The organism is Amycolatopsis sp. NPDC043885, assembly GCF_056435685.1.
Window position 1 is genome coordinate 1,852,141 of record NZ_JBWKEA010000001.1, and the last position, 20,197, is coordinate 1,872,337.

At 69.3% G+C, this 20,197-nt stretch carries 18 protein-coding genes; 8 read left to right on the top strand and 10 right to left on the bottom strand.

Annotated elements, in window-relative coordinates; translation table 11 throughout:
* Positions 1-15: 15 nt before the first annotated feature.
* Entirely contained in the window at positions 16-1,431 is a 1,416-nt protein-coding gene (locus tag AC069I_RS09305; protein ID WP_478265121.1) for a M1 family metallopeptidase, read from the bottom strand.
* Positions 1,432-1,581: 150 nt separating this feature from the next.
* On the opposite strand from AC069I_RS09305, the gene AC069I_RS09310 reads away from it, so the two are divergent.
* Positions 1,582-4,767 carry an AfsR/SARP family transcriptional regulator gene (locus tag AC069I_RS09310; protein ID WP_478229264.1) on the top strand — a complete coding sequence of 1,062 codons (3,186 nt, stop codon included), beginning with the start codon at positions 1,582-1,584 and terminating at the stop codon, positions 4,765-4,767.
* 61 nt (positions 4,768-4,828) lie between these two features.
* On the opposite strand, the gene AC069I_RS09315 is transcribed toward AC069I_RS09310, so the two are convergent.
* The gene (locus AC069I_RS09315; RefSeq protein WP_478229265.1) at positions 4,829-5,629 is read right to left on the bottom strand and encodes an ABC transporter permease; all 801 of its coding nucleotides are present in this window, start codon (positions 5,627-5,629) and stop codon (positions 4,829-4,831) included.
* Positions 5,626-6,603, bottom strand: coding sequence for an ATP-binding cassette domain-containing protein (locus AC069I_RS09320; RefSeq protein WP_478229266.1), 978 nt, complete (start codon positions 6,601-6,603; stop codon positions 5,626-5,628). The genes AC069I_RS09315 and AC069I_RS09320 overlap by 4 nt, the downstream gene beginning before the upstream one ends.
* A gap of 137 nt (positions 6,604-6,740) precedes the next feature.
* On the opposite strand from AC069I_RS09320, the gene AC069I_RS09325 reads away from it, so the two are divergent.
* Together AC069I_RS09325 and AC069I_RS09330 are read left to right on the top strand one after the other, a co-directional pair.
* Complete coding sequence (locus AC069I_RS09325) at positions 6,741-7,757, top strand: endonuclease/exonuclease/phosphatase family protein (RefSeq protein ID WP_478234156.1); 1,017 nt, start codon at positions 6,741-6,743, stop codon at positions 7,755-7,757.
* Between the two features lie 25 nt (positions 7,758-7,782).
* A complete protein-coding gene (locus tag AC069I_RS09330; RefSeq protein ID WP_478265122.1) occupies positions 7,783-8,619 on the top strand; it encodes a hypothetical protein in 837 nt (278 codons plus the stop codon).
* On the opposite strand, the gene AC069I_RS09335 is transcribed toward AC069I_RS09330, so the two are convergent.
* Both AC069I_RS09335 and AC069I_RS09340 read right to left on the bottom strand, forming a co-directional pair.
* Positions 8,612-9,424 carry an SIR2 family NAD-dependent protein deacylase gene (locus AC069I_RS09335; RefSeq protein WP_478265123.1) on the bottom strand — a complete coding sequence of 271 codons (813 nt, stop codon included), beginning with the start codon at positions 9,422-9,424 and terminating at the stop codon, positions 8,612-8,614. The genes AC069I_RS09330 and AC069I_RS09335 overlap by 8 nt on opposite strands.
* Positions 9,417-9,725 (bottom strand): antibiotic biosynthesis monooxygenase family protein, encoded by a 309-nt coding sequence (locus tag AC069I_RS09340; protein WP_016337748.1) that lies wholly within the window; start codon positions 9,723-9,725, stop codon positions 9,417-9,419. Before AC069I_RS09340 ends, AC069I_RS09335 begins: the two co-directional genes overlap by 8 nt.
* A 60-nt stretch (positions 9,726-9,785) precedes the next feature.
* On the opposite strand from AC069I_RS09340, the gene AC069I_RS09345 reads away from it, so the two are divergent.
* Entirely contained in the window at positions 9,786-10,976 is a 1,191-nt protein-coding gene (locus tag AC069I_RS09345) for an FAD-dependent monooxygenase (RefSeq protein WP_478229270.1), read from the top strand.
* 349 nt (positions 10,977-11,325) lie between these two features.
* Here the strand turns inward: AC069I_RS09345 and AC069I_RS09350 are convergent, their stop codons facing one another.
* Positions 11,326-12,765 (bottom strand): M1 family metallopeptidase, encoded by a 1,440-nt coding sequence (locus AC069I_RS09350; protein ID WP_478229271.1) that lies wholly within the window; start codon positions 12,763-12,765, stop codon positions 11,326-11,328.
* Here AC069I_RS09350 and AC069I_RS09355 point away from each other — a divergent pair.
* Positions 12,764-13,561: an alpha/beta fold hydrolase gene (locus tag AC069I_RS09355; RefSeq protein WP_478265124.1), complete on the top strand. Its 798-nt coding sequence runs from the start codon at positions 12,764-12,766 to the stop codon at positions 13,559-13,561. The two genes, AC069I_RS09350 and AC069I_RS09355, sit on opposite strands and share 2 nt — an antisense overlap.
* Here AC069I_RS09355 and AC069I_RS09360 read toward each other — a convergent pair.
* From AC069I_RS09360 to AC069I_RS09370, 3 genes are all read right to left on the bottom strand, one after another.
* A complete protein-coding gene (locus AC069I_RS09360) occupies positions 13,543-13,977 on the bottom strand; it encodes a thioredoxin family protein (protein ID WP_478229273.1) in 435 nt (144 codons plus the stop codon). The two genes, AC069I_RS09355 and AC069I_RS09360, sit on opposite strands and share 19 nt — an antisense overlap.
* A gap of 12 nt (positions 13,978-13,989) precedes the next feature.
* Entirely contained in the window at positions 13,990-14,340 is a 351-nt protein-coding gene (locus AC069I_RS09365) for a rhodanese-like domain-containing protein (RefSeq protein ID WP_478229274.1), read from the bottom strand.
* A 92-nt stretch (positions 14,341-14,432) separates the two neighbouring features.
* Positions 14,433-15,359 (bottom strand): LysR family transcriptional regulator, encoded by a 927-nt coding sequence (locus AC069I_RS09370; RefSeq protein WP_478265125.1) that lies wholly within the window; start codon positions 15,357-15,359, stop codon positions 14,433-14,435.
* A 186-nt stretch (positions 15,360-15,545) separates the two neighbouring features.
* On the opposite strand from AC069I_RS09370, the gene AC069I_RS09375 reads away from it, so the two are divergent.
* The 3 genes from AC069I_RS09375 to AC069I_RS09385 are packed head-to-tail and all read left to right on the top strand — an operon-like array spanning position 15,546 to position 18,513.
* Positions 15,546-16,232 carry a tRNA-dependent cyclodipeptide synthase gene (locus tag AC069I_RS09375; protein WP_478229276.1) on the top strand — a complete coding sequence of 229 codons (687 nt, stop codon included), beginning with the start codon at positions 15,546-15,548 and terminating at the stop codon, positions 16,230-16,232.
* A gap of 2 nt (positions 16,233-16,234) precedes the next feature.
* On the top strand, positions 16,235-17,548 hold the full coding sequence (locus tag AC069I_RS09380) for a purine-cytosine permease family protein (protein ID WP_478229277.1): 1,314 nt from the start codon (positions 16,235-16,237) through the stop codon (positions 17,546-17,548).
* Positions 17,545-18,513, top strand: coding sequence for a LysR family transcriptional regulator (locus AC069I_RS09385; RefSeq protein ID WP_478229278.1), 969 nt, complete (start codon positions 17,545-17,547; stop codon positions 18,511-18,513). Before AC069I_RS09380 ends, AC069I_RS09385 begins: the two co-directional genes overlap by 4 nt.
* Before the next feature lie 205 nt (positions 18,514-18,718).
* On the opposite strand, the gene AC069I_RS09390 is transcribed toward AC069I_RS09385, so the two are convergent.
* The gene (locus AC069I_RS09390; RefSeq protein WP_478229279.1) at positions 18,719-20,161 is read right to left on the bottom strand and encodes a M1 family metallopeptidase; all 1,443 of its coding nucleotides are present in this window, start codon (positions 20,159-20,161) and stop codon (positions 18,719-18,721) included.
* Between the last annotated feature and the right edge of the window lie 36 nt (positions 20,162-20,197).

Genomic DNA, 20,197 nt, shown 5'->3' on the forward strand with positions numbered 1-20,197 from the left:
AACGTGTGACGACGGTCAGGCGGCCGGCTTGAGGTCCCCCGGGTAGAGGAACTCGGGCGCCGGTTTGGTGTCGCCGTAGAACCACGCGTCGAAGAAGCCCTGGAGGTCCTTGTGCGCGACGCGTTCGGCGAATTTCCGGAACTCCGGCAGGCTCGCGTTGCCGTCGCGGTGGAGGGCGGGCCACGTCTTCAGGACGCGGTCGAACGACGCCGCGCCGATGTAGTTCTTCAGCGCGTGCAGCGCCACCGGGCCCTTCGAGTAGACGTACGTGAACTCGTTGCCGGGCCCCATGTCATACAGCTTCCCGGCCCAGAAGCGGTCCGTCGCCTTCTGCACGGCGGTCAGGTAACGCGCCTTGAGGTCCTGGCCCGACTTCGCCTCCGACCACAGCCATTCCGCGTACGAGGCGAAGCATTCGTTGAGGCAGACGTCCTTCCACTTGTCGACGGCGACCGAGTCGCCCCACCACTGGTGGGCGTTCTCGTGCACGATCGTCGGGATGTTGCCCGCCGCACCCGAGTAGATCGGCCTGCTCAGGGTCTCCAGCGAGAACCCGATCGGCTCGGCGAGGAAGATGCCGCCCGCCGCGTCCACCGGGTAGCGACCGAACTTCGACGCCAGGAAGTCGATGATCTCCGGCAGCCGCGCCTCGGCCTGCTTGGTCGACGCGGGGGTGCCGGGGGCGTAGGCGTTGACGACCGGGGTGCCGTCGGACAGCTTCGTCCGCTCGAACTCCCATTTGTCGATCGCGACCGTCGTCATGTACGGCACGGCCGGGGTCTCTTCTGCCCAGACGTACGTGGTGTTCTTCCCCGAAGCGAACTTCCCGCGCTCGCGGCCGTTCGAGATGACGCCCCACTCCGAGGGCACGGTAACGGCGAGGTGGAAGGTCGCCTTGTCGCGCGGGGTGTCGTTGACCGGGTACCAGGTGGTCGCGGATTTCGGCTCGCCCGCGACGAACGCGCCGCCGGATTTCGCGTACTGCCAGCCGTTCTCGCCCAGCGCCGGATCTTCGATCGGCTGCGGGACACCGTGGTAGGCGACCTCGGCGGTGAACCGCTCGTGATTCCGCAGCGGACGCGCCGGGGTGATCACGAGTTCGTGGTCACCGGTCCGGGTGAAGGCCGCCTTCCGCCCGTCGATCTTGACCGAGTCGACGGTCAGCCCGTGCAGGTCGAGGTTGAACGAGCTCAGCGCCTGGGTGGCCCGGCCGGTGATCGTCTGCAGGCCGGCGAGCTGCCTGGTGGCGGGCTCGTAGCCGATCTTCAGGTTGTAGTCGGCGACGTCGTAGCCGCCGTTGCCGTCCTGCGGGTAGTAGCTGTCGCCCGCGCCGTCGGCGCCGGGTCGCCCGGTGCCGGCGAGAGCGGTCCCGCCGCCGAGGACACTCGCGGCCAGAACGGCGGCGATGACGGCCGTACTCCGGTACCTCATTCACGCTCCCAGTCGATCGGCTGCGACTCGGTCACGAACGTAGCGCCGTGACCTCGGCCGTCCGCCCGGAAAGATCCTTCGTGCCCGGATAATCCCCACTTCCGTCGCCTATGGGGCTATCCGTTTGCGGCTTCTGGAAAGCTGGGGGTCGTGCGTGTGACGCTGCTGGGCCCGGTCGGAGCGGAGGCCGGAGACGGCACCCCGGTCGACATCGGCGGTGCCCGCCTCCGCATGCTCTTGGCCAGGCTCGCGCTGGAGCCCGGCCGCGCCGTCCCGGCGGCGGCCCTCATCGACGGTCTCTGGGGTGCGGAGCCGCCCGCCGACGCGGCGAACGCGCTGCAGTCCCTGGTCTCGCGGCTGCGCAAGGTCCTGCGTGCCGACGACGTCGCCCTCGACTCCGGCCCCGGCGGCTACCGCCTGGACGTCGCCCGCGAGGACATCGACGTGTTCCGTTTCGAACGGCTGGCCGCGGAGGGCCGCGCGGAACTGTCGGCGGGACGGGACGCCGGTGCGGCCGCGGTTCTCGCCGAGGCGCTCGGCCTCTGGCGTGGTCAGGCGCTGTCCGACGTGCTCGATGCCCCGTTCGCGCAGGCGCCGGCGACCCGGCTGGAGGACCTGCGCCTGGAAGCCGCCGAAGATCGTTTCGAGGCGGAGATCCGGCTGGGCGGGCACGACCGCGTGCTCGCGGATCTCAAGGAGGCCGCCACGCGGCACCCGTTGCGTGAGCGGCTTGCCGGGCTGTGGATCCGGGCACTGTGCGCGGCCGATCGCCAGTCCGACGCCCTCGCCGTCTACGAGGAGGTCCGGGCGGCGCTGGCCGATCAGCTCGGCGTCGACCCGTCGGCCGAACTCCGGGAGATCCATCTCGCCGCGTTGCGCGGTGAGCTCGGCCCGCCGCCCGCGGCCACCGATCATCTCCCGGTCCGGCTCACCAGTTTCGTCGGCCGTGACGACGAGTTGAAGCTGGTCGCCGAGCTTCTCGCGGGTGCGCGGCTGGTGACGCTCGTCGGGCCGGGCGGCGCCGGGAAGACGCGGCTGGCCACCGAGGTCGCGACGCGGCATCCGGCGCACGCACGCGGACGCGTCTGGTTCGTGCCGCTCGCCGGCGTTCGCGACCCGGGTGACCTGCCCGGCGCGGTCTTCGCCGCGCTGGAGCTGTGGGATCTCGGTCTTTCGCACGGCGGCGATCCGATGCGCCGCCCGGTGGACGCGCTGGCCAGGGCCGTGGAGACGCTCGGCGCCGGTGAATCGGTGTTGGTGCTGGACAACTGCGAGCATCTGGTCGACGCGGCCGCGGAGCTGGCGAACACCCTGTTGCGCCGCGTGCCGGCTCTGCGCATCCTCGCGACGAGCCGTGAGGCGCTGGCCATCGACGGCGAGACGCTGTGCCCGCTCGGCCCGCTGTCCGTCCCGGAAGGCACGCCGACCGTTTCCCAAGCCGCCGAGGCGGGCGCGATCCGGCTGTTCGTCGACCGGGCGGTGGCCGTCCGCCCGGACTTCGTGCTCGACGAGTCCACTGTGGACGAGGTCGCGCAGATCTGCCGCAGGCTGGACGGGATGCCGCTGGCGCTGGAACTGGCCGCCGCGCGGCTGCGGTCGATGACCGTCGGGCAGATCTCGCGGCGGCTCGACGACCGGTTCCGCCTGCTGACCTCCGGCAGCCGGACCGCGTTGCCGAGGCAGCGCACGCTGCGTGCCGTCGTCGAGTGGAGCTGGGACCTGCTCGACGACGCCGAACGCGTGCTCGCCAGGCGGCTGTCGGTCTTCGGGGCAGGCGCCGAGGTCGAAGCGGTCGAAAGCGTCTGCGCCGGTGACGGCCTGCCCGCCGAAGACGTCCTGTACGTCCTCGGCTCGCTCGTCGAGAAGTCCATTGTGGACGCCATCGCCGGAGACCACGGCGAGCCGCGGTACCGCATGCTGGAGACCATCCGGGCGTACGCCGCGGAACGGCTCGACGAAGCCCAAGAGCGAGAGCAGCTCACGAAGGCCTATCACCGCTATTACGCCCAGCTCGTCGAACGGCTGGAGCCGATGCTGCGGACGGCGGATCAGCTCGTCGCCATCTCACGGTACGACGCGGAGCACGGCAACATCGTGACGGCGCTCCGGCAAGCCATCGACGCCGGCGACGCGGAAATGGCGACTCGGCTGTTCGGCGGCACCTTCTGGTACTGGCTGGTCAAGGGGGACAGCGACCGGGGCGAGGCCTTCGTCGACGAAGTGCTCACCTTCGGAGAACGCCTGGAGGACGACTTCGCGGCCGCGTTCCGGGCGATGCGTGCGATCACCGGCATGGTGCCGGGCGTCGGCGATCCCGAGGCCGTGCGGGAACTCATCGACGACTGTGTGCGGACGAACGCGCACACCCGGTTCGCCGGGCTGGCGATCGGCCTGCCCATGCTGGCCTTCTTCAGCCAGAACAAGGAACTGGCGCACCGTGAGGTCGAGCGGGCGCTGGCGAGCCCGGATCCGTGGGCCAGGTCGGCGGGGTCGTGGGCGCGGAGTTTCCTTCTCGTCGACGACGGAGACCCCGAGGGCGCGGACAGGGCCAGGGACAAGGCGTACGAAGGGTTCACAGCCGTGGGCGACCGCTGGGGCACCGCGATGGCCGTGGGCATGAAGGCGAGCGACATCTCGATGTCGGGTGATCACGAGGCCGCGATCGCGCTGTACCGGCGAGGTCTCGCCCTCGCGCTCGAGCTGGGATCGCAGGACGATGTGATCCAGCAGCGCTGGCGGCTCGCGACGGAGTACGCGCGGGCCGGGGACCTCGAGACGGCGATGCGCGAGATGCGCGACGCGGAGCGCTACGCGATCGACACGGGCAACGACCAGCTCGCGGTGATGGTGCTGGTGGGCAAGGCCGATCTGCTCAGTCGCGCCGGACGGATCGACGAGGCGCGCGCGGTCGGCGCCCGGTTCCGGGAGCGGATGGCGACGGTGCCGATGCCGGGCCTCTTCGGCGACGAATTCGGCGGGTACATCGACACCGAGATCGCGCTGGCCGCCGGAGAGCCGGCCGAGGCCGCGCGCGGTGCCGCGATCGTCGTGAAATCCACCGCGGAACGCGGCGACATGGCCGACCTGGGCCGGATCGTGGAGGTCTGCGGCCTGATCCGGTTCCGGCAGGGGAAGCCCGAGACGGCCGTCCGGCTGCTCGGCGCGGCGAAGCTGCTGCGCGGCAGGCTGGACCTCGGGGAACCCGGTATCCGGCAGCTCATCGACGACCTTCGCGAGCATTTCGGCGAGGAGCGTTACGAAGAGCTCCTCGTCCAGGACGCCGGTCTGTCGCGTCCGGACCTGGTCGCCTGGATCTGTCAGGAAACGAGCGCGTGAAGAAGGGCTCCTCGCCCGGCAGAGGCGAGGAGCCCTTCACGCGCGTTCCCCCTGACCCCCGTCAGACGCGCTTCCGGTAAGCCCACGTGGCGAGCGGGAAGAAGACCGCCAGCGCGGCCGCCATCCAGATCAGCGCCCCGGTCAGCGGCCCGGCGACCGGCCCGCCGTTCATCAGCCCGCGCAGGACGTCGGACATCTGCGTCACCGGGCTGATGTCGGCCCAGGCCTTCAGCCAGCCGGGCATGGTGTTCGTCTGCACGAACACGTTGCTGCCGAAGGTCAGCGGCATCAGCACCACGAACATCAGGCCCTGCACCGCGCCGGGGCTCTTCACCAGCATCCCGACGAACACCGACGCCCAGCAGAACGCCAGCGCGAACGCGATGACGAGCACGATCGCCAGCGCGAACTCGGCGGGCCCGGTCTGGATCCGGTAGCCCATGATCGTCGCGACGACCATCAGCACGACCAGGCACACCAGGTACCGCACGATGTCGGCCAGTACGGCGCCGATCAGCGGCGCGGACCGCGCGATCGGCATGGCCCGGAACCGGTCGAACACGCCCTTGGTGACGTCGGTGTTCAGCTGGACGCCGACGGTCATGCTGGCCTGCAGGATGTTGAACACCATGATGCCGGGCACGATCATCTGGAGGTAGCCCTCGGTGCTGCCCATGATCGCGCCACCGAACAGGTAGACGAACATGACCAGGAAGATGATCGGCGCGAGCGTGACGTCGGCCAGCTGCTCCGGGTTCTTGCGGATCTTCAGTACGCCGCGCCAGGCAAGGGAAAGCCCGTGCCGCACGCTGCTCGACGGGGAAACGCGCCGTGGTGGCGCGGGTACCGCGATGGTCGTCATACCAGGCTCCCTTCCGGAGTAGTGTCCTTTGTGGACTCATCGGTCTTCCTGCCGGTGAGCGCGAGGAACACCTCGTCGAGGCTGGGCAGCCGCAGCGCCAGCTCGTCCGCGGTGATCCCGGCCTCGTCCAGTTTGCGGACCAAAGTGGACAGCAGGACCGGGTCGGCGACGGGCGCGGTGAGCAGCCCGGTGTCGTCGTCCCGGTGCGGCCGGGCGCCGGTGAGCCCGGCCAGGATGCGCTCGACGGCGTCGAGGTCGGCGAGCGCGGACGGCCGCACCTGCAACGTCTGGCCACCGGTCCGGCGCTTGAGCTCGTCGGCCCGGCCGTTCGCCACGACGTGCCCGTGGTCGAACACGGTGATCGTGTCGGCCAGCTGGTCGGCCTCCTCCAGGTACTGCGTGGTGAGCAGCACCGTCGTGCCGTCGGCGACCAGCGTCCGGACCACGGCCCAGACCTCGTTGCGGGCGTGCGGGTCGAGCCCGGTGGTCGGCTCGTCCAGGTACAGCACCTTGGGACGGCCGACCAGGCTCGCGGCGAGGTCGAGCCGCCGCCGCATCCCGCCCGAGTAGGTCTTGATCGCGCGGCCCGCGGCGTCGGTCAGCTCGAACCGCTCCAGCAGTTCGGCCGCGCGCTTCTTCGCGTCCGCCCTCGAGAACTCCAGGAGCCTGCCGATCAGGACGAGGTTCTCCGTACCGGAAAGGTCCTCGTCGACCGACGCGTACTGCCCGGTCAGCCCGATCATGCTCCGGACCGCCATCGGGTTCTTGACGACGTCGTACCCGAAGACACTCGCGTGGCCGCGGTCCGGCCGGATCAAGGTGGCCAGGATCCGGACGGCGGTCGTCTTCCCCGCGCCGTTCGGCCCCAGCACCCCGACCACCTTGCCCGCGGGGACCTCCAGATCGACCCCGTCGAGCGCCTTCGTCTCCCCATAGTGTTTGACCAGGCCCTCGGCCCTGATCGCGTGAGTCATCGCTTTCCTCCTGTGGATCTCGCCCCGCGGACAAAGGTGCACCCAGCGCCTGGCAGACCGCGCACAGCGCGCTGGCAGCGGCTGACAGGACCTGATAAGGGCTGGTAGACGCGGTGTGAGGAGGTTGTGAAGGTGTTGTGGAGACGGCCGCCACGACGTCCTTGATCGGCATACTCGACGGCATGGTGATCGAAGAACGCGTGGTGCCCCACGGTGCCGGGCGGAAGCTGGTCAGCGGGCTGCTCGTCGCGGCGGTCGTGCCGTTCGCGGTGCTGACGGCGTTGCGGCTGGTGGGCTACGACGGCAACACGTACACGATCGCGGCGCTCGCGCTCACGCCGTACGCCGGGATCGCGACGCTGGTGCTCGGTGTCCTCGCGCTGGGGCTCCGCCGCTGGTGGACCGGGGTGGTCGCGCTGGTGCTGACCTGCACGATCGGATCTCTGGTGCTTCCGCGAGCGTTCGCGAACGAGCAGAAGGCGCTCGACGGGAAGCACGTGCGCGTGCTGGCGTCGAACATGCTCGGCGGACAGGCCGATCCGGACCGGATCGTCGGCTACGTGAAGGAGCACCGGGTCGACGTCCTGAGCCTGACCGAGATGACGCCCGAGGCGATCGCCGGGCTCGAACGGGCCGGGTTGTTCCAGGTCCTGCCCTACCACGTGCTGCACCCGGCCGAGTGGGCGTCGGGTTCCGGGCTGGTGTCGCGGTATCCGCTCACGCCGCTGAGGCTGAGCGGTGATTCGGACTACAAGCAGCCCAGCGCGAGCGTGGACCTCGGCGACGGCGTCCGGATCGAGGTCGTCGCGGTCCATCCGGCGGCGCCGATGTGGGACCGGCACGCATGGGTCGACGAGGCCAAGGACCTGCCCTACGCCGACGCCGAGCACGACATCCGGATCCTGGCGGGCGACTTCAACGCCGGCCTGGACCACGCGCTCTTTCGTGAGCTGCTGACCAGGGGATACGTGGACGCGGCCGATCAGCTGGGGAAGGCGTTGGAGGGGACCTGGACGAACGGGCTGGTGCCGCCGGTGCCGATCGACCACGTGCTGGCGGACAAGCGGACGGCCATCGCGGACTTCAAGGTGCTGGAAACGCCGGGCAGCGATCACGACGCCGTCTACGCGGAGGTCGTGCTGCCCGGAAAGTGACCTTCCGCTGGCAGGCTTCCCGCTCATGAAGAAGCTCTGGGGAGTGCTCGCGCTTTCGCTGGTCGCGGCGTGCGTCCCGGGGCAGTTGCCGCCGGCCGAGGCGAAGAGCGCGCTGGGCTTCGCCGCCCGGCCCGGTGAGGCACGGTCCGTCGGCCTCCAGGACCCGGTCGCCGAAGTCCAGCGGCTGTTCCGGCCGGGGCCCGGCAGGACCGGGGTCGCGCTGGCCCGCGCGGGCGGGAACGTGATCGGCATCGGCTTCCGGGAGCTCCCCGGTGAGAGCCGGTCGGAACCGATCGCGTGGGTGTCCGGGGACGAAGGTCGCAGCGTGCGGGAGATCGTGTTGCCGCAAGACAGGCCGGGGCATTGGGCGCCGGCGGCGATCGCGGCCGACGGCGATCGGGTGCTCGTGGCCGGTGCCCTCGGCGGCGACGTACGGGTGTGGGCCTCCGGCGACGCGGGCGCGACCTGGACGGTGTCGCCGGTTCACGTGCGGGGAAGCGACCTCTGGCTTTCCACGGTGCTCCGGACGGGCGGGAAATGGCTGCTGGCCGGGGGTTCCGCGGCCGGGGCGCTGGTCGTGGCCGGCGAGCCCGGCGCCTGGGAGATCGTTTCCCTCGGGGATGGCCGGATCCTCGGCGGGACGGTCGACAAGGCGGGCGAAGCGGTGTTGTTCGGCGACCGCGTGGAGTGGAACCGGGCCCAGACCTCGAACCGGTCGTGCCTGGTGGTGTGGGTCGCGGAGGGAGGCTGGCAGCGGGGTGAGCTCGGCTGCCCCGCCGACCGGCTCATCGCCGCGGTGACCCTTGACGACGGGCGGGTGATGCTGAAGGGCGGCCGAGACCTGTGGATCCGCCCTAGCTGAGCAGGGCGTCCAGCGCTTCGAGTGTTTCCAGGCCGTTGCTCGCCAGGGAAACCCCGCGGCCGTGCCGGACCTGTGGCTCGCGCGGGTTGATCCGGACCAGCGCGCCGGTCGCGGCGCTGGCCAGCTCCGAGTACCGCCGCACCGTCGGCACGGCCTGTCCGGCGCCCAGTTCCACCACCACCAGGTCGCGATGCGCGCGACGCCACGCGTTCAGCTCGTCGAGCTGGGCCTGGCTGCGCTGACCGAGCCAGTCGTAGTCGCCGAACATCAGGATGTTGGGCCGGGCGAGGCCGCCACAGCGCGGACAGGACGGCAGTGGTTCGAGCGCGCGCATGCTGTCTTCGCCGACCGGCACCGCGACGTCGTCCGCGGGCCAGATCTCCTTGGTGCACCTGGCGAGGCACTGCAGATGGTGGATGGACCCGTGCGCCTCGGCGACGTGGGGGTAGCCCGCCTTCTGGAACTGTCCGTCCACATTGGACGTGAACGCGCGCGTGCCACCCGGTTTGCGCGCTCCCCAGGACCGCAGGAGACGGAACCCGTCGTGCGGGACGGTGGCGCGGTACAGCGCGAGCCGGTGCCCGTAGAAACCCCAGGCCAGCTCGGGGTCTTCGGCGAAATGCCGCGGGTCGGCGAGCTCGACGAAGCTGATGCCCAGCCGTTCGTACGGCGGATACGCCTTCCAGAAACCTTCGTCGCCCCGGAAATCGGGCAGGCCGGAGTCGACACCCATCCCGGCACCGGCGCAGACGAGCAGCGCGCCGGCGCCGTCGATCAGTTCCGCGGCTCGTTCGAGCTCACTCACCCGGCTTCGAAGCCTGGACGACCTCGAATTCCAGCAGGTTCGCGCCGGTGGAAACCGGCTTCGCGCGCTCGCCCGCGTGCGCCTCACGCGCCGGGCCGGACGCCCACGCCTGATACGCCTCTTCGGACTCCCACTTGGTGTAGACGAAGTAGCGCGACTCGCCGGAGACCGGGCGGAGCAGCTCGAAGCCGAGGAAGCCGGGCTGGTTGTCGACGGCGTGCAGCCGCGCGGCGAACCGCTTCTCCAGCTCGGGGCCTGCGCCTTCGGGGACCTCGATCGCGTTGATCTTCACGACAGCCATGCCGCCAGCCTACGACGAAACTCTTTTGCGCCGCGATGTGATGCGTGGGACCTTCCCAAGGTGGCCGACACCAAGATCCTCATCTCCGGGGCGAGCGTCGCCGGGCCGGCGCTGGCCTTCTGGCTCGCCCGGTACGGCTTCCAGGTGACCGTCGTGGAGCGCGCGCCTTCGCTGCGCCCCGGCGGCCAGGCCGTCGACCTGCGCGGAACGGCCAAGGAGGTCGCGCGCCGGATGGGCCTGGACGAACGTATCCGCGCCGCCTGCACGGACACGAAGGGCGAGACGCTCGTCGACCGGGAGAACCGCACGAAGGCCACGATCCGCGCCGACGACTTCGACGGTGACGGCGTCGTCGCCGAGATCGAGATCCTCCGCGGCGACCTGACCGAAGTGCTCTACGAGGCGACCAAGGAGACGACGGAGTACGTCTTCGGTGACCGGATCACCGCGCTGGACGAGCGGGCCGACGGTGTCGACGTCACCTTCGCCGTCGGTGCCCGGCGGACGTACGACATGGTCATCGGGGCGGACGGGCTGCATTCGGGAGTGCGGGCGCTGGCCTTCGGCGAAGAGTCCCGGTTCGTCCGGCATCTGGGCTCGTACCTGGCGTTCTTCACCGTGCCGAACCGGCTGGGCCTGCGGAACTGGGCCGTCGGCTACGACGACGTCGGCCGGTCCGCCGGGATCCGAGCCGTCCGCGACGGCGACGAGGCGATGGCCTACTTCGGGTTCGCCTCGGAGAAGATCGACTACGACTATCGCGACGTCGAGGCGCAGAAGGCGCTGGTGCGCGAGCTCGCGGCCGGGATGGAGTGGGAGGCGCCCTGGCTGCTGGACCGGATGGACGAGGCGTCCGACTTCTACTTCGATTCGTGCGCCCAGGTGATCATGGAGTCCTGGTCGCGCGGCCGCGTCGGGCTGCTGGGTGACGCCGCTTTCTGTCCCTCGCCGCTTTCCGGGCAGGGCACGAGCCTGGCGTTCGTCGGCGCGTACGTCCTCGCCGGGGAGCTCGCCGCCGGTCTCGACACCGGGCTCAAACGCTACGAGGCGGTCATGCGCGAGTTCGTCGAGAAGACGCAGGAGATGGGGCGGGAGAACGCGGAGTCGATCTTCGCGAAGTCGCGTACCGCGCTGCGGATGCGCTACGTGATGATGCGGGTGATGCGGCTCAAGCCGTTCGCCGCGCTGGCTTCGCGGAAGATGCGGGATGTGGTGAACGGCATCGACCTGCCGGACTACCCCGGCGCCTGACCGCATTCAGAGGACTAAATGCGGGGGTGGTGGCCTCGCGGTAGGTAGCCTGGCGCGCTTTTGACCGTCCATAAGGGACGCCGGCCCGGTGACGGTGTCCTCTTTGCGCGGGGGTCGTGAGTGGTAATGAGCGTTCTAACCCTCATTACCACTCACGACCCCCGCACCGAACTGCGTATACAGGCATCAATCAGGCATTTCGCCGCCCGAATGGGTCCTTACGGACACTCAATGCGAGGTCGGCTCGCCGTGAAGGCCTCCTTCACTACCTTGAGGGTAGGGAAGGGGCCCTTCACGGACAGCCGCGTTGGCCTGGCACTCTGCATTCAGAGGACTAAATGCGGGAGTTTCAGCCTCGCAGGGTGCCCGGCAGCAGCTCGGCGTCCGGCGGGATCGTCGTGCCGTGGAACCAAGCGTCGAAGAACGGCCGCAGGTTCTGCTCCGAAAGCCTGATCGTGAACGCCTCGAAATCCGCCCAGGAGGCGTTGGCGTTCCGGTACGCGGCAGGCCATTCCTTCAGCAGGCGCCCGAACGCTCCTTCGCCGATCTTCCGCCGCAGCGCGTGGATGGCCAGGATCCCCTTGTCGTAGACGCCGTGGAACTCCTGCCCGGCGCCCATGTCGACCAGTTTCGGTGTCCAGAAATCCTGGCTGCCGCGCATGATCTCGAGGGCGGCGCGGTAGCGGTCGTCCAGGTTCTCGTTGTCCCGCGACTCCTGCCACAGCCATTGCGCGTACGACGCGAGGCATTCGTTGAGGCAGATGTCGGACCACGATCTCAGGGTCACCGAATCGCCGAACCACTGATGCGCGGTTTCGTGCACCACGGTGATCAGGTCGGCCCATTTCGCGTAGGTCGGCCTGGTCTGGGTCTCCAGCGAGAAATGGATGTCCTCGTCGAGATAGATGCCGCCCGCCGCGTCCACCGGGTACGGCCCGAACTTCGAGCTCAGGAAAGCGATGATCTCCGGCAGCCGCCTGCCGGTGTCGCGCCGGTCCTCGGCGCCCGGCGCGTACGCGTTGACCACCGGGGTCCCGTCCGGAAGCGCCATCCGGTCGACGGTGAACTTGTCGATCGCCACCGTGGTCAGATAGGACGCCACGGGCGTGCGCTCCTGCCAGGACGCCGTGGTCCAGCCGTTCGTCGAGGACTTCTGGATCTCGCGCCCGTTCGAGATGACGGTCCAGCCGTCCGGCACACGCGCGGTGAGGGTGAACATCGCCTTGTCGCGCGGGGTCTCGTTGACGGGATACCAGAACGACGCCGAATGCGGCTCGCCGACGATGAACGCGCCGCCGTCCTTCGACTTCTGCCAGCCGTTCTCGCTGCCGCCCGCCTTGGGTGTCGCCGACGGGTCGCCGCCGTAGACGACCTTCGTGCGGAAGGGGGTCCCGTTCCGGATCGGCTCGGCGGGCGTCACCACCAGTTCGAATTCGCCCTCGCGCGCGAACTTCGCCGGTTTCCCGTCCACTTCGACGGATTGCACGGTCAGGCCGCGTAAGTCCAAGTTGTATCGATCGAGGTCCTGTGTCGCGTTCGCGATCACCGTGGTGTCGCCGTCGAGACGCCCTTTCGCGGGGTCGTACGTGATACCCACCTGGTATTCGGTCGCGTCGTAACCACCGTTCCCGTCCATCGGGTAGTACGGGTCGCCCGCGCCGGAAGCGCCAGGAGCCGGGTTCATCGGCGGCGGCGGGGGCGCGGCCGGAGGCGGATCGGCGGTGCAGCCGATAATCAGGGCGCAGACGGCCCCCAGTACCAGACCGGCGGCGGGGACACGGCTGCGCATGGAGGGGAGCTTAGTGGTGATCCAGCGCGACGGGTTGGTCACTTTCGGCGGTGACGGGCCGCCGATCGTCCTTCTGCACGGGCTGATGGGCAGGGCGACGACGTGGTGGCGGGTCGCGCGAAGGCTCCAGCCGTACGGGCGTGTCCACGGCCTCGACGCGCGAGGTCACGGACGCGGACCGCGTGGCGGGCCCTGGCGCACCGAGCGGTTCGCCGACGACGTCGCCGCGGTGCTGCGGACCTTCGACGAACCCGCGGTCCTGATCGGACATTCGATGGGCGGCCTGCACGCGTGGGTCACCGCGGCCACCCATCCCGAGCTCGTCCGCGCCGTGGTCTGCGAGGACTTCGCGCCGGACCAGCGCGGCCGGACCGTGGACACCTGGCGCGGGTACTTCGAATCGTGGCCGGTCCCGTTCCGGTCACTGGCCCACGTTCGCGAATTTTTCGGCGACACCGGCGACTACTTCATCGAATGCGTCGAGGAACGCGACGACGGCTACCACCTGATCGCGTCCCTCCCGGACCTGTACGAGATCGCGGCCGAATGGGGCAGGCGCGACTTCTGGGAGTTCGTCGAACGCGTGAAATGCCCGCTGCTCGCGATCGAAGGCGAACGCACCGCGATGCCGCACGGCCAGCAGGCCGAGCTGGCCGCACGCGTGCCCGGCGGCCTCGGACGGCACATCGTCGTCCAAGGCGCCGGGCACGTGGTGCACGACGAAGCACCGGAGACCTACCTCGGTGCCGTCGAAGCTTTTCTCTCCGACGTCCTCGGTCAGCCCTTCGCGAGCTGAGCGTCGATCCAGGCGCGCAGCCGTGCTTCGCCCGGGTAGCCGATGTTCCGCGAGGACGGCAGCTCGGCGGCGTTCCGGACACCGACCAGCGTCGGGAGGTAGCGGATGTTGTACCGGCTGGACAGGTCCCGGCTCTGGTCGACGTCGACCTCGCCCAGGAGGAACCGGCCGCCGTATTCACCGGCGAGCCGTTCGATCACGGGCTTCATCTGGCGGCACGGCGGGCACCAGGTGGCGCCGAAGTCCATGATGACCAGCTTCTGCCGCGAGATGTTCATGACCTCGGCGTAGTTGGCCGAAGTCACCGTCATCACGTTCTCGGCCGCCGGCGCGGCCGAAGCCACGCCGCTGCCGAAGCCGGTGATGAGCGCCAGCACACCGGCCAGCACGCAGACGAACCGTTTGCACTTGGACAAGACGATCTCCTTTCAGGACGAAGACCAGGTCGGCAACCCGTTCGCGACCCAGTCTTCGATGCCTTCGCGGTATTTGCGGACGTTCGTGTACCCGAGCTCCAGCAGCCGCCGCCCGACGAATTCACTGTTGCGGCACGGCGTGTTCGCGCAATAGACGACGATCGCGGCGGCCTTGTCCGGAAGCACCATCGGTGCCAGGCGGTCGGTGAATTCGGCGGCCCGTTCGTACGGGAAACCCGGAATGTTGCGTGCTTCCGGAAGATGTTCCTTCGCGAAATAGGCGACCGGCATCGTGTCCACCACGACCACCGATCCGGACTCCATCCGGGAGAGCAGTTCCGTACGGGTGATCAACGGCAGCATGGTGCCCCTTCTTTCGGCGACCGTGATTGACGATTCCCATCGTCGGGCGCCTCGTGGGACACGCTCTAGTGCCGCCTCGGCATGCCGAAGGGTTATCCGGCGGCCGGCCTGCCGTGGCGGTGCAACCAGGCTCGGTACGGCGCCGTCCGCCCGGCGAGCCGCCAATATCCGGCCCTCGCCGAAGCGGCGAGTTCCGGGACGCCGGGCGCGCACCGGCCGTCCTCCCGCCAGGCCAGCACATGCCGCACGCACATCGGCGCGCCCACGAGCGGCCGGATGGCCAGCCCGTCCGCCGACGGCCGGGTCGGCTGGATCAGCCCGACGCCGTATCCGCCGCTGACCAGATCCTCGCGCGTGGTGTCGAGGTCGGCGTCGTGGGTGATCCGGGGGTCGAAACCGTGCGCGAGACACATTTCGCGGAACACCACCCGGCAGCCGTCGCCGCCACTCGACACGATCCAGTCCTCCCCGGCCAGCTCGGCGAGCTCGATCTCCTCTTCGGCGGCGAGCGGGTGTTCCGCGGGGACCGCCACGAACGACGGCTCCTCCACCAGGGTCAGGGTCCGCACTTCCGGCGGCACCGGGAGGCCGCGCCCGCCGCAGATCATGATCAGCGCGAGGTCGATGCCCCGGTTCGCGACCTGCGCGAGCAGCCGCGTGCGCGAGGTGTCCGCGCGTGTGCGGAACGGCTCGCCCGGGCGCAGGTCGCGCAGTCCGCCGAGCAGCGAACCCGTGATGGCGCTGTCGTTCCAGCCGATCCTGATCGATTCGCCCGTCTCCGGTTCCTGACGGTGGAAGTCGTGCTCCAGTTCGTCGAAGGTGAGCACGATCGCCCGCGCCCGCCGCAGGATCAGGGCGCCGAGTTCGGTGGGCCGCACCCCGTGCTGGTCGCGGTGGAACAACGGGCTGCCGACCATCCGCTCGATCCGGCGCAGCTGGTGGCTGAGCGCGGGCTGGCCGAGTCCCAGTCCGGCCGCGGCACGGTTGAGGCTGCCGGAGGCGGCTATCTCACAGATCACGCGAAGATGCCGAACCTGAATCTCCATGACTTCGTATACCGCGACCCGTTCGCGCCCGGCACCTCCGAAAGTCGAGACACCCGATTTCTCATAACCCGGTGACAACATTCGGTGGCAATACCCGTGCCATCCGGCCGTGGCTACGTTCGGTCGACGCCCCGCATATCACGCGAATCAGGAGCCGTCTTGCCGCGACCACTGCCGCTCACGGAGCATTGCGCTGATCCGCTGGCGCGAGCCGAACACGTTTGCCTGGGTGTCAGCCCGTTCAACAGCCATTTCACCGTGGACCGTATCGCCGATCTCGCCCGCTGGGCCATGTCGGCCTTTCACGGTTTCCATTTCTTCGTCCCCGACGGCCCGTCCGCGTTCACCCTCGAAGCGCTCGGCTACGACCCGGTCCGCGCCGCGCAGAAGGCGCAGCGGCAAGGAAATTACACGCGGAACAAGATCGTCCGCGCGCTGGAGCAGGTCTGTTCGCCGGATCCACGCACTTTGATCCTGGATTCCGCGGCGCTCGAAGCCGACAGCGCGTACCTCGCCCTGCTTTCCGAGGCACACCACCGGTTCGCCACCGATCCGGAGTTCGCCGAGCAGTGCCTCGGCGCCACGGGCTGGGTGCTGGACCGGCGGCTGCCCGAGGGCGAACATCCCACGCGCGACCAGTTGCGCAGCGCGGTCCGGTACTTCCTCGCCGAGTTGCCGATGTTCGTCGGCACCGTCGCGGTGGCCGGGGTCGAAAGCTCCGTGTTCGCCTATCACCAGCGGGTCGCCTTCCTCGAACGGCTCTACCGCGGCGAACTCTCGTGGCGGCCGCTGCCCGGCCAAGGTTTCGTCGTCCTCGAACAAGCCGTCCCGGAACGAGTGGAGTGACCGTGGAACACGACGACTTCTCCCTTCGCCGGGTGCCCGCCGACCGCCGCTACTCCTGGATTTCCGTCGCGTTGCAGCGGTTCGGTCAGGTGTCCTCGTTCCACCAGTTCCTGCTCGGCGCGGTGCTCGGCTTCGGCATGACGTTCTGGGAAGCGGTACTGGCCATCACGATCGGTTCGGTATTGCTGGAGGTCATCACCATCCTGATGGGCATCGCCGGCACCCGCGAGGGGCTTTCGACGTCGGTGCTCGCGCGCTGGACCGGATTCGGCACCGGCGGGTCCTCGCTGGTCGGTCTCCTGATGACCTTGAGCCTGGCAGGCTGGTTCGGGGTGCAGAACGACGTGTTCGCCCACGGCCTCCACGCCCTGATGGGCGGCCCGCCGGTGTGGGTGTGGGCGCTCGCGGGCGGCGCGCTGGTCACCGCGATCGTCGTGTTCGGCTTCCACGCGATGGCCTGGACGGCGTATCTGACGGTGCCCGCTTTCCTCGCGCTGGCGGGGTTTTCGATCATCTCGGCGCTCGGCGACCATTCCCTGCCGGCACTGCTGGCCGAGCCGCCGCCGGGACCGTCCATGTCGCTGGCACAGGGCACCACGCTGGTGGCGGGCGCGTTCATCATGGGCGCGATCATGACGCCGGACATGACCCGGTTCAACCGGACCGCGTCCGACGTGGTGAAGCAGACCCTGGTCAGCGTCACCCTCGGCCAGTACCTCATCGGCCTGATCGGGGTCCTGCTCGCGCACGCGGCGAAAAGCGCCGACGTGGTCGGGATCATCACCTCGTCGTCCGGTGTGCTCGGCACGCTGATCCTGGTCACCGCGATCCTGAAGATCAACGACTGGAACCTGTATTCGTCCTCGCTCGGGCTGGTGAACACCGTGCAGGTGCTGCTGTCCCGGCGGCTGGACCGCACCACCGCGACCCTGCTGCTCGGCGGTCTCGGCACGGTGCTCTCCGCGATCGGCGTCCTCGACCACTTCACCACCTTCCTGACCTGGGTCGGCGTGCTCACGCCACCGGTGGCCGGGGTGGTGATCGCCGAGTACTACGTGGTCCGGCGCTGGAAACCGGAGCTGGACGCCACCCGCGCGTCCGGGGAGCTGCCGTCCACCTGCCCGTCCTGGGTTCCTTCCGCGCTGATCTGCTGGGCGTCCGGAGCGGCGGTGGGGGCCTGGCTGCCGTGGGGAATCCCCACCGTGAACTCCGTTCTTGGTGCTTTTCTCCTGTATATTCTTCTCGGCAGACGGACCGCGGCCGCGGTGTCCTCCACGGCCATGACTTCTTCCGGCGGGTCGAAAACCCGTTCGTGACAAAGGAGTTCGACGTCGTACAGCTGGATGTCCACCACCTGCGGGTGATCAGGGCGATCGCGGACACGGGAAGCCTTTCCCGGGCCGCGATCGCTCTCGGTGTCACCCAGCCCGCGGTTTCCGCGCAACTCAAACGGCTGGAGAACATGCTGGGCTACCGGTTGTTCGACCGGTGCGAGGGCGGTGTGACCCCGACGCCGATGGGCGAACTGCTCTTGCGCCGCACCGCCGCTTTGTTGCCACAGCTGGACAAACTGCTCGAAGACATCGAGCAGCGCGGCTGCCCCAGCGGCCCGCCCGACGTGGTCCGGGTGGTGGCGGTGGCCAGCGCGCTGGTGGCGCATCTGCCCTCACTGGTGACGGGATTGTGGCCCGAGGTCTCCGAAGTGCAGGTCGTGCACGACGACCACCCCGAACGGCTGCTGCCACTGCTGGCCCAGCGGCGCGCGGAATTGGGGCTGGTCAAGGACTATCCGGGATACGAGCTCGAACTCCCCGCGAACGTGGACACCGCGGTGGTGGTGACCGAGCCGACCTTCGTCCTGCTGCCGGAGTTCCATCCGCTGGCGCGCGAGAAGGTCGTCGACCTGCGCGACCTGCGGGACGAATCGTGGGTGATGGTGTCCGATTCGTCGGCGGCCACGTTCACCAAGTACTTCGCCGACACCTGCGCGCGGCACGGCTTCAGCCCGTCGTTCACCCATCAGGTGACTTCGCAGCAGGTGGCGCTGTTGGTGGTCAAGGCGGGCGCGGTCGGGCTGTCGCAACCGATCTGCGATCCGGGGAACCACGGCATCGTGCCCCGGCCGCTGCGCGGGGATGTGTTGCCGCGCAGGCACATTCTCGCGTGGAACAAGGAGACCTTCGTGGCGGGGCGGCGGGAGGAGCTGATCTCCGCCGTGGTCGAAGCGTACTGGGCCGAAGCGAGGATGGCACCCGTCTACGCCGAGTACCTGGACTCGTGAGTGGTAAGGACGGCTTAGGTACGTACTGCCGGTGCGCGGACGGCGGTTTCGCGTGATTGACCGGACGACACGCGTGTCGTCCGGTCAATCACGCGAACTCGCCGCATCGGTACGGAGACTCACGAGCCTTGACGTCAGGTGCCAGTGTCATCGCCCGCCCGGAATCCACGGAGGTACCAAAGACGCGGACGGTTCGTACGAGGCCCTACGTCCCGGGAAAGAGGAGTTCGTCCGGCGGCCGCACCGTCCCGTCCAGCCAGGCCTGGTTGAACTCGCCGAGGTCGCGCTGGGTCATCGCGGAGACGTAGAGCTCGAAGTCGTGCCAGTTCTGATTTCCCTGCGGGTTGATCATCGGGAAGCCCGCCATGATCTGGAAGAACGCTTCGTCGCCGATGTGACGGCGCAGCGCGTGCACCATCAGCACCGCCTTGGTCGTCGGCGCGAATTCGGTGCCCTTGCCCGGATCGGTGAGCTTGGGCGCCCAGAAAGCCGGGTCGTCGCGCACCGCGGCCACCATCTCCCGGTAGCGACGGTCCAGGTCGGCACCGTTCTTGGTCTCGTCCCACAACCAGACGGCGTACCGCGCGACGGACTCGGGCATCAGCGCGTCGCGCCACATCTTGCCGCTCACTCCGGCTCCCCACCATTGGTACGCGACGGCGTACACCAGATCGGCGATGGTGGCGGTGCGGCCGTACACCGGCCGGGTCTGCGCTCCGTGCGTGTAGCCGAGGGAGCGGTCGAGGAACAGCCCGCCCGCCGCCGATTGCGGGTAGTCGCCGAACTTCCCGGTGAGGAATTCCAGGACCTCGGGCAGCCGCCCGCCGATCTGCCGCTTGTCCACGGCGCACGGGTGGTAGGCGTTGACCGCCGTCCGTCCACCGGGAAGAGCGATCCGCTCGACCTCCCAGCGCCCGATGCCGAGCATCGCCGTGCTCGGCGCGAGGGCGGTTTCCTCCGACCAGGTGACAGTGTGCCGTCCCGGGCCCGCGGGCACGTCGGAGACCTGGAAACCGTTGCCCAGTACGGAGAATTCGTCTTGGACGGTGACGGAGACCTGCAGCGCCGCCTTGTCGGCTTCGGTGCCGTTGACGGGGAACCAGGTCATCGCCGAACGCGGCTGCCCGGTGGCCACGGCCGAATCGCCGTAAGCGGCGAGCCAGCCGACCCGGCCCCGCGCGGTGGGAATCGGTTCCGGGCGGCCGTCGTAATCGACCACCACGGTGAATGTCCTGCCGTCGGCCACCGGGGTCCGCGGGGTGATCACCAGCTCGTGTTCACCCGCCCGCCGGAACGTGGCGGCCAACCCGTCGACGGTGACCGACCGGACGGTGAGCCCGCGCAGGTCGAGGTCGAACCGGCTCAGGTCCTGAGTCGCCGTCGCGGTGATCGTCGCCCTGCCGCTCAGCAGCATCGAGTACGGCGCGTAACGCAGCGCGAGTGAGTACTTGCCGACGTCGTAACCGCCGTTGCCGTCCTTCGGGTAGTAAGGATCGGGTCCGAGGACGGTCCCGTCGGGCGAGACGTGCACGTATCCGTCGCTGCCGGGTGCCGGCTGGGCCGCCGCCGAAGCCGGGCAGGTGCCGATCATCGTGGTGGCGAGCAACGCGGTGCACAGTGGCTCCTGCCACCGAAGCCGCACGGTCATGAACGAGCCTTCTCTCTCAAGGGGAGGATGTCCGGT

Coding starts and splice junctions, on each gene's coding strand:
- AC069I_RS09320 (WP_478229266.1), bottom strand. CDS start 6,603: ATGACTCACGCGATCAGGGCCGAGGGCCTGGTCAAACACTATGGGGAG.
- AC069I_RS09355 (WP_478265124.1), top strand. CDS start 12,764: ATGGAGGGGAGCTTAGTGGTGATCCAGCGCGACGGGTTGGTCACTTTC.
- AC069I_RS09340 (WP_016337748.1), bottom strand. CDS start 9,725: ATGGCTGTCGTGAAGATCAACGCGATCGAGGTCCCCGAAGGCGCAGGC.
- AC069I_RS09305 (WP_478265121.1), bottom strand. CDS start 1,431: ATGAGGTACCGGAGTACGGCCGTCATCGCCGCCGTTCTGGCCGCGAGT.
- AC069I_RS09330 (WP_478265122.1), top strand. CDS start 7,783: ATGAAGAAGCTCTGGGGAGTGCTCGCGCTTTCGCTGGTCGCGGCGTGC.
- AC069I_RS09350 (WP_478229271.1), bottom strand. CDS start 12,765: ATGCGCAGCCGTGTCCCCGCCGCCGGTCTGGTACTGGGGGCCGTCTGC.
- AC069I_RS09390 (WP_478229279.1), bottom strand. CDS start 20,161: ATGACCGTGCGGCTTCGGTGGCAGGAGCCACTGTGCACCGCGTTGCTC.
- AC069I_RS09365 (WP_478229274.1), bottom strand. CDS start 14,340: ATGCTGCCGTTGATCACCCGTACGGAACTGCTCTCCCGGATGGAGTCC.
- AC069I_RS09315 (WP_478229265.1), bottom strand. CDS start 5,629: ATGACGACCATCGCGGTACCCGCGCCACCACGGCGCGTTTCCCCGTCG.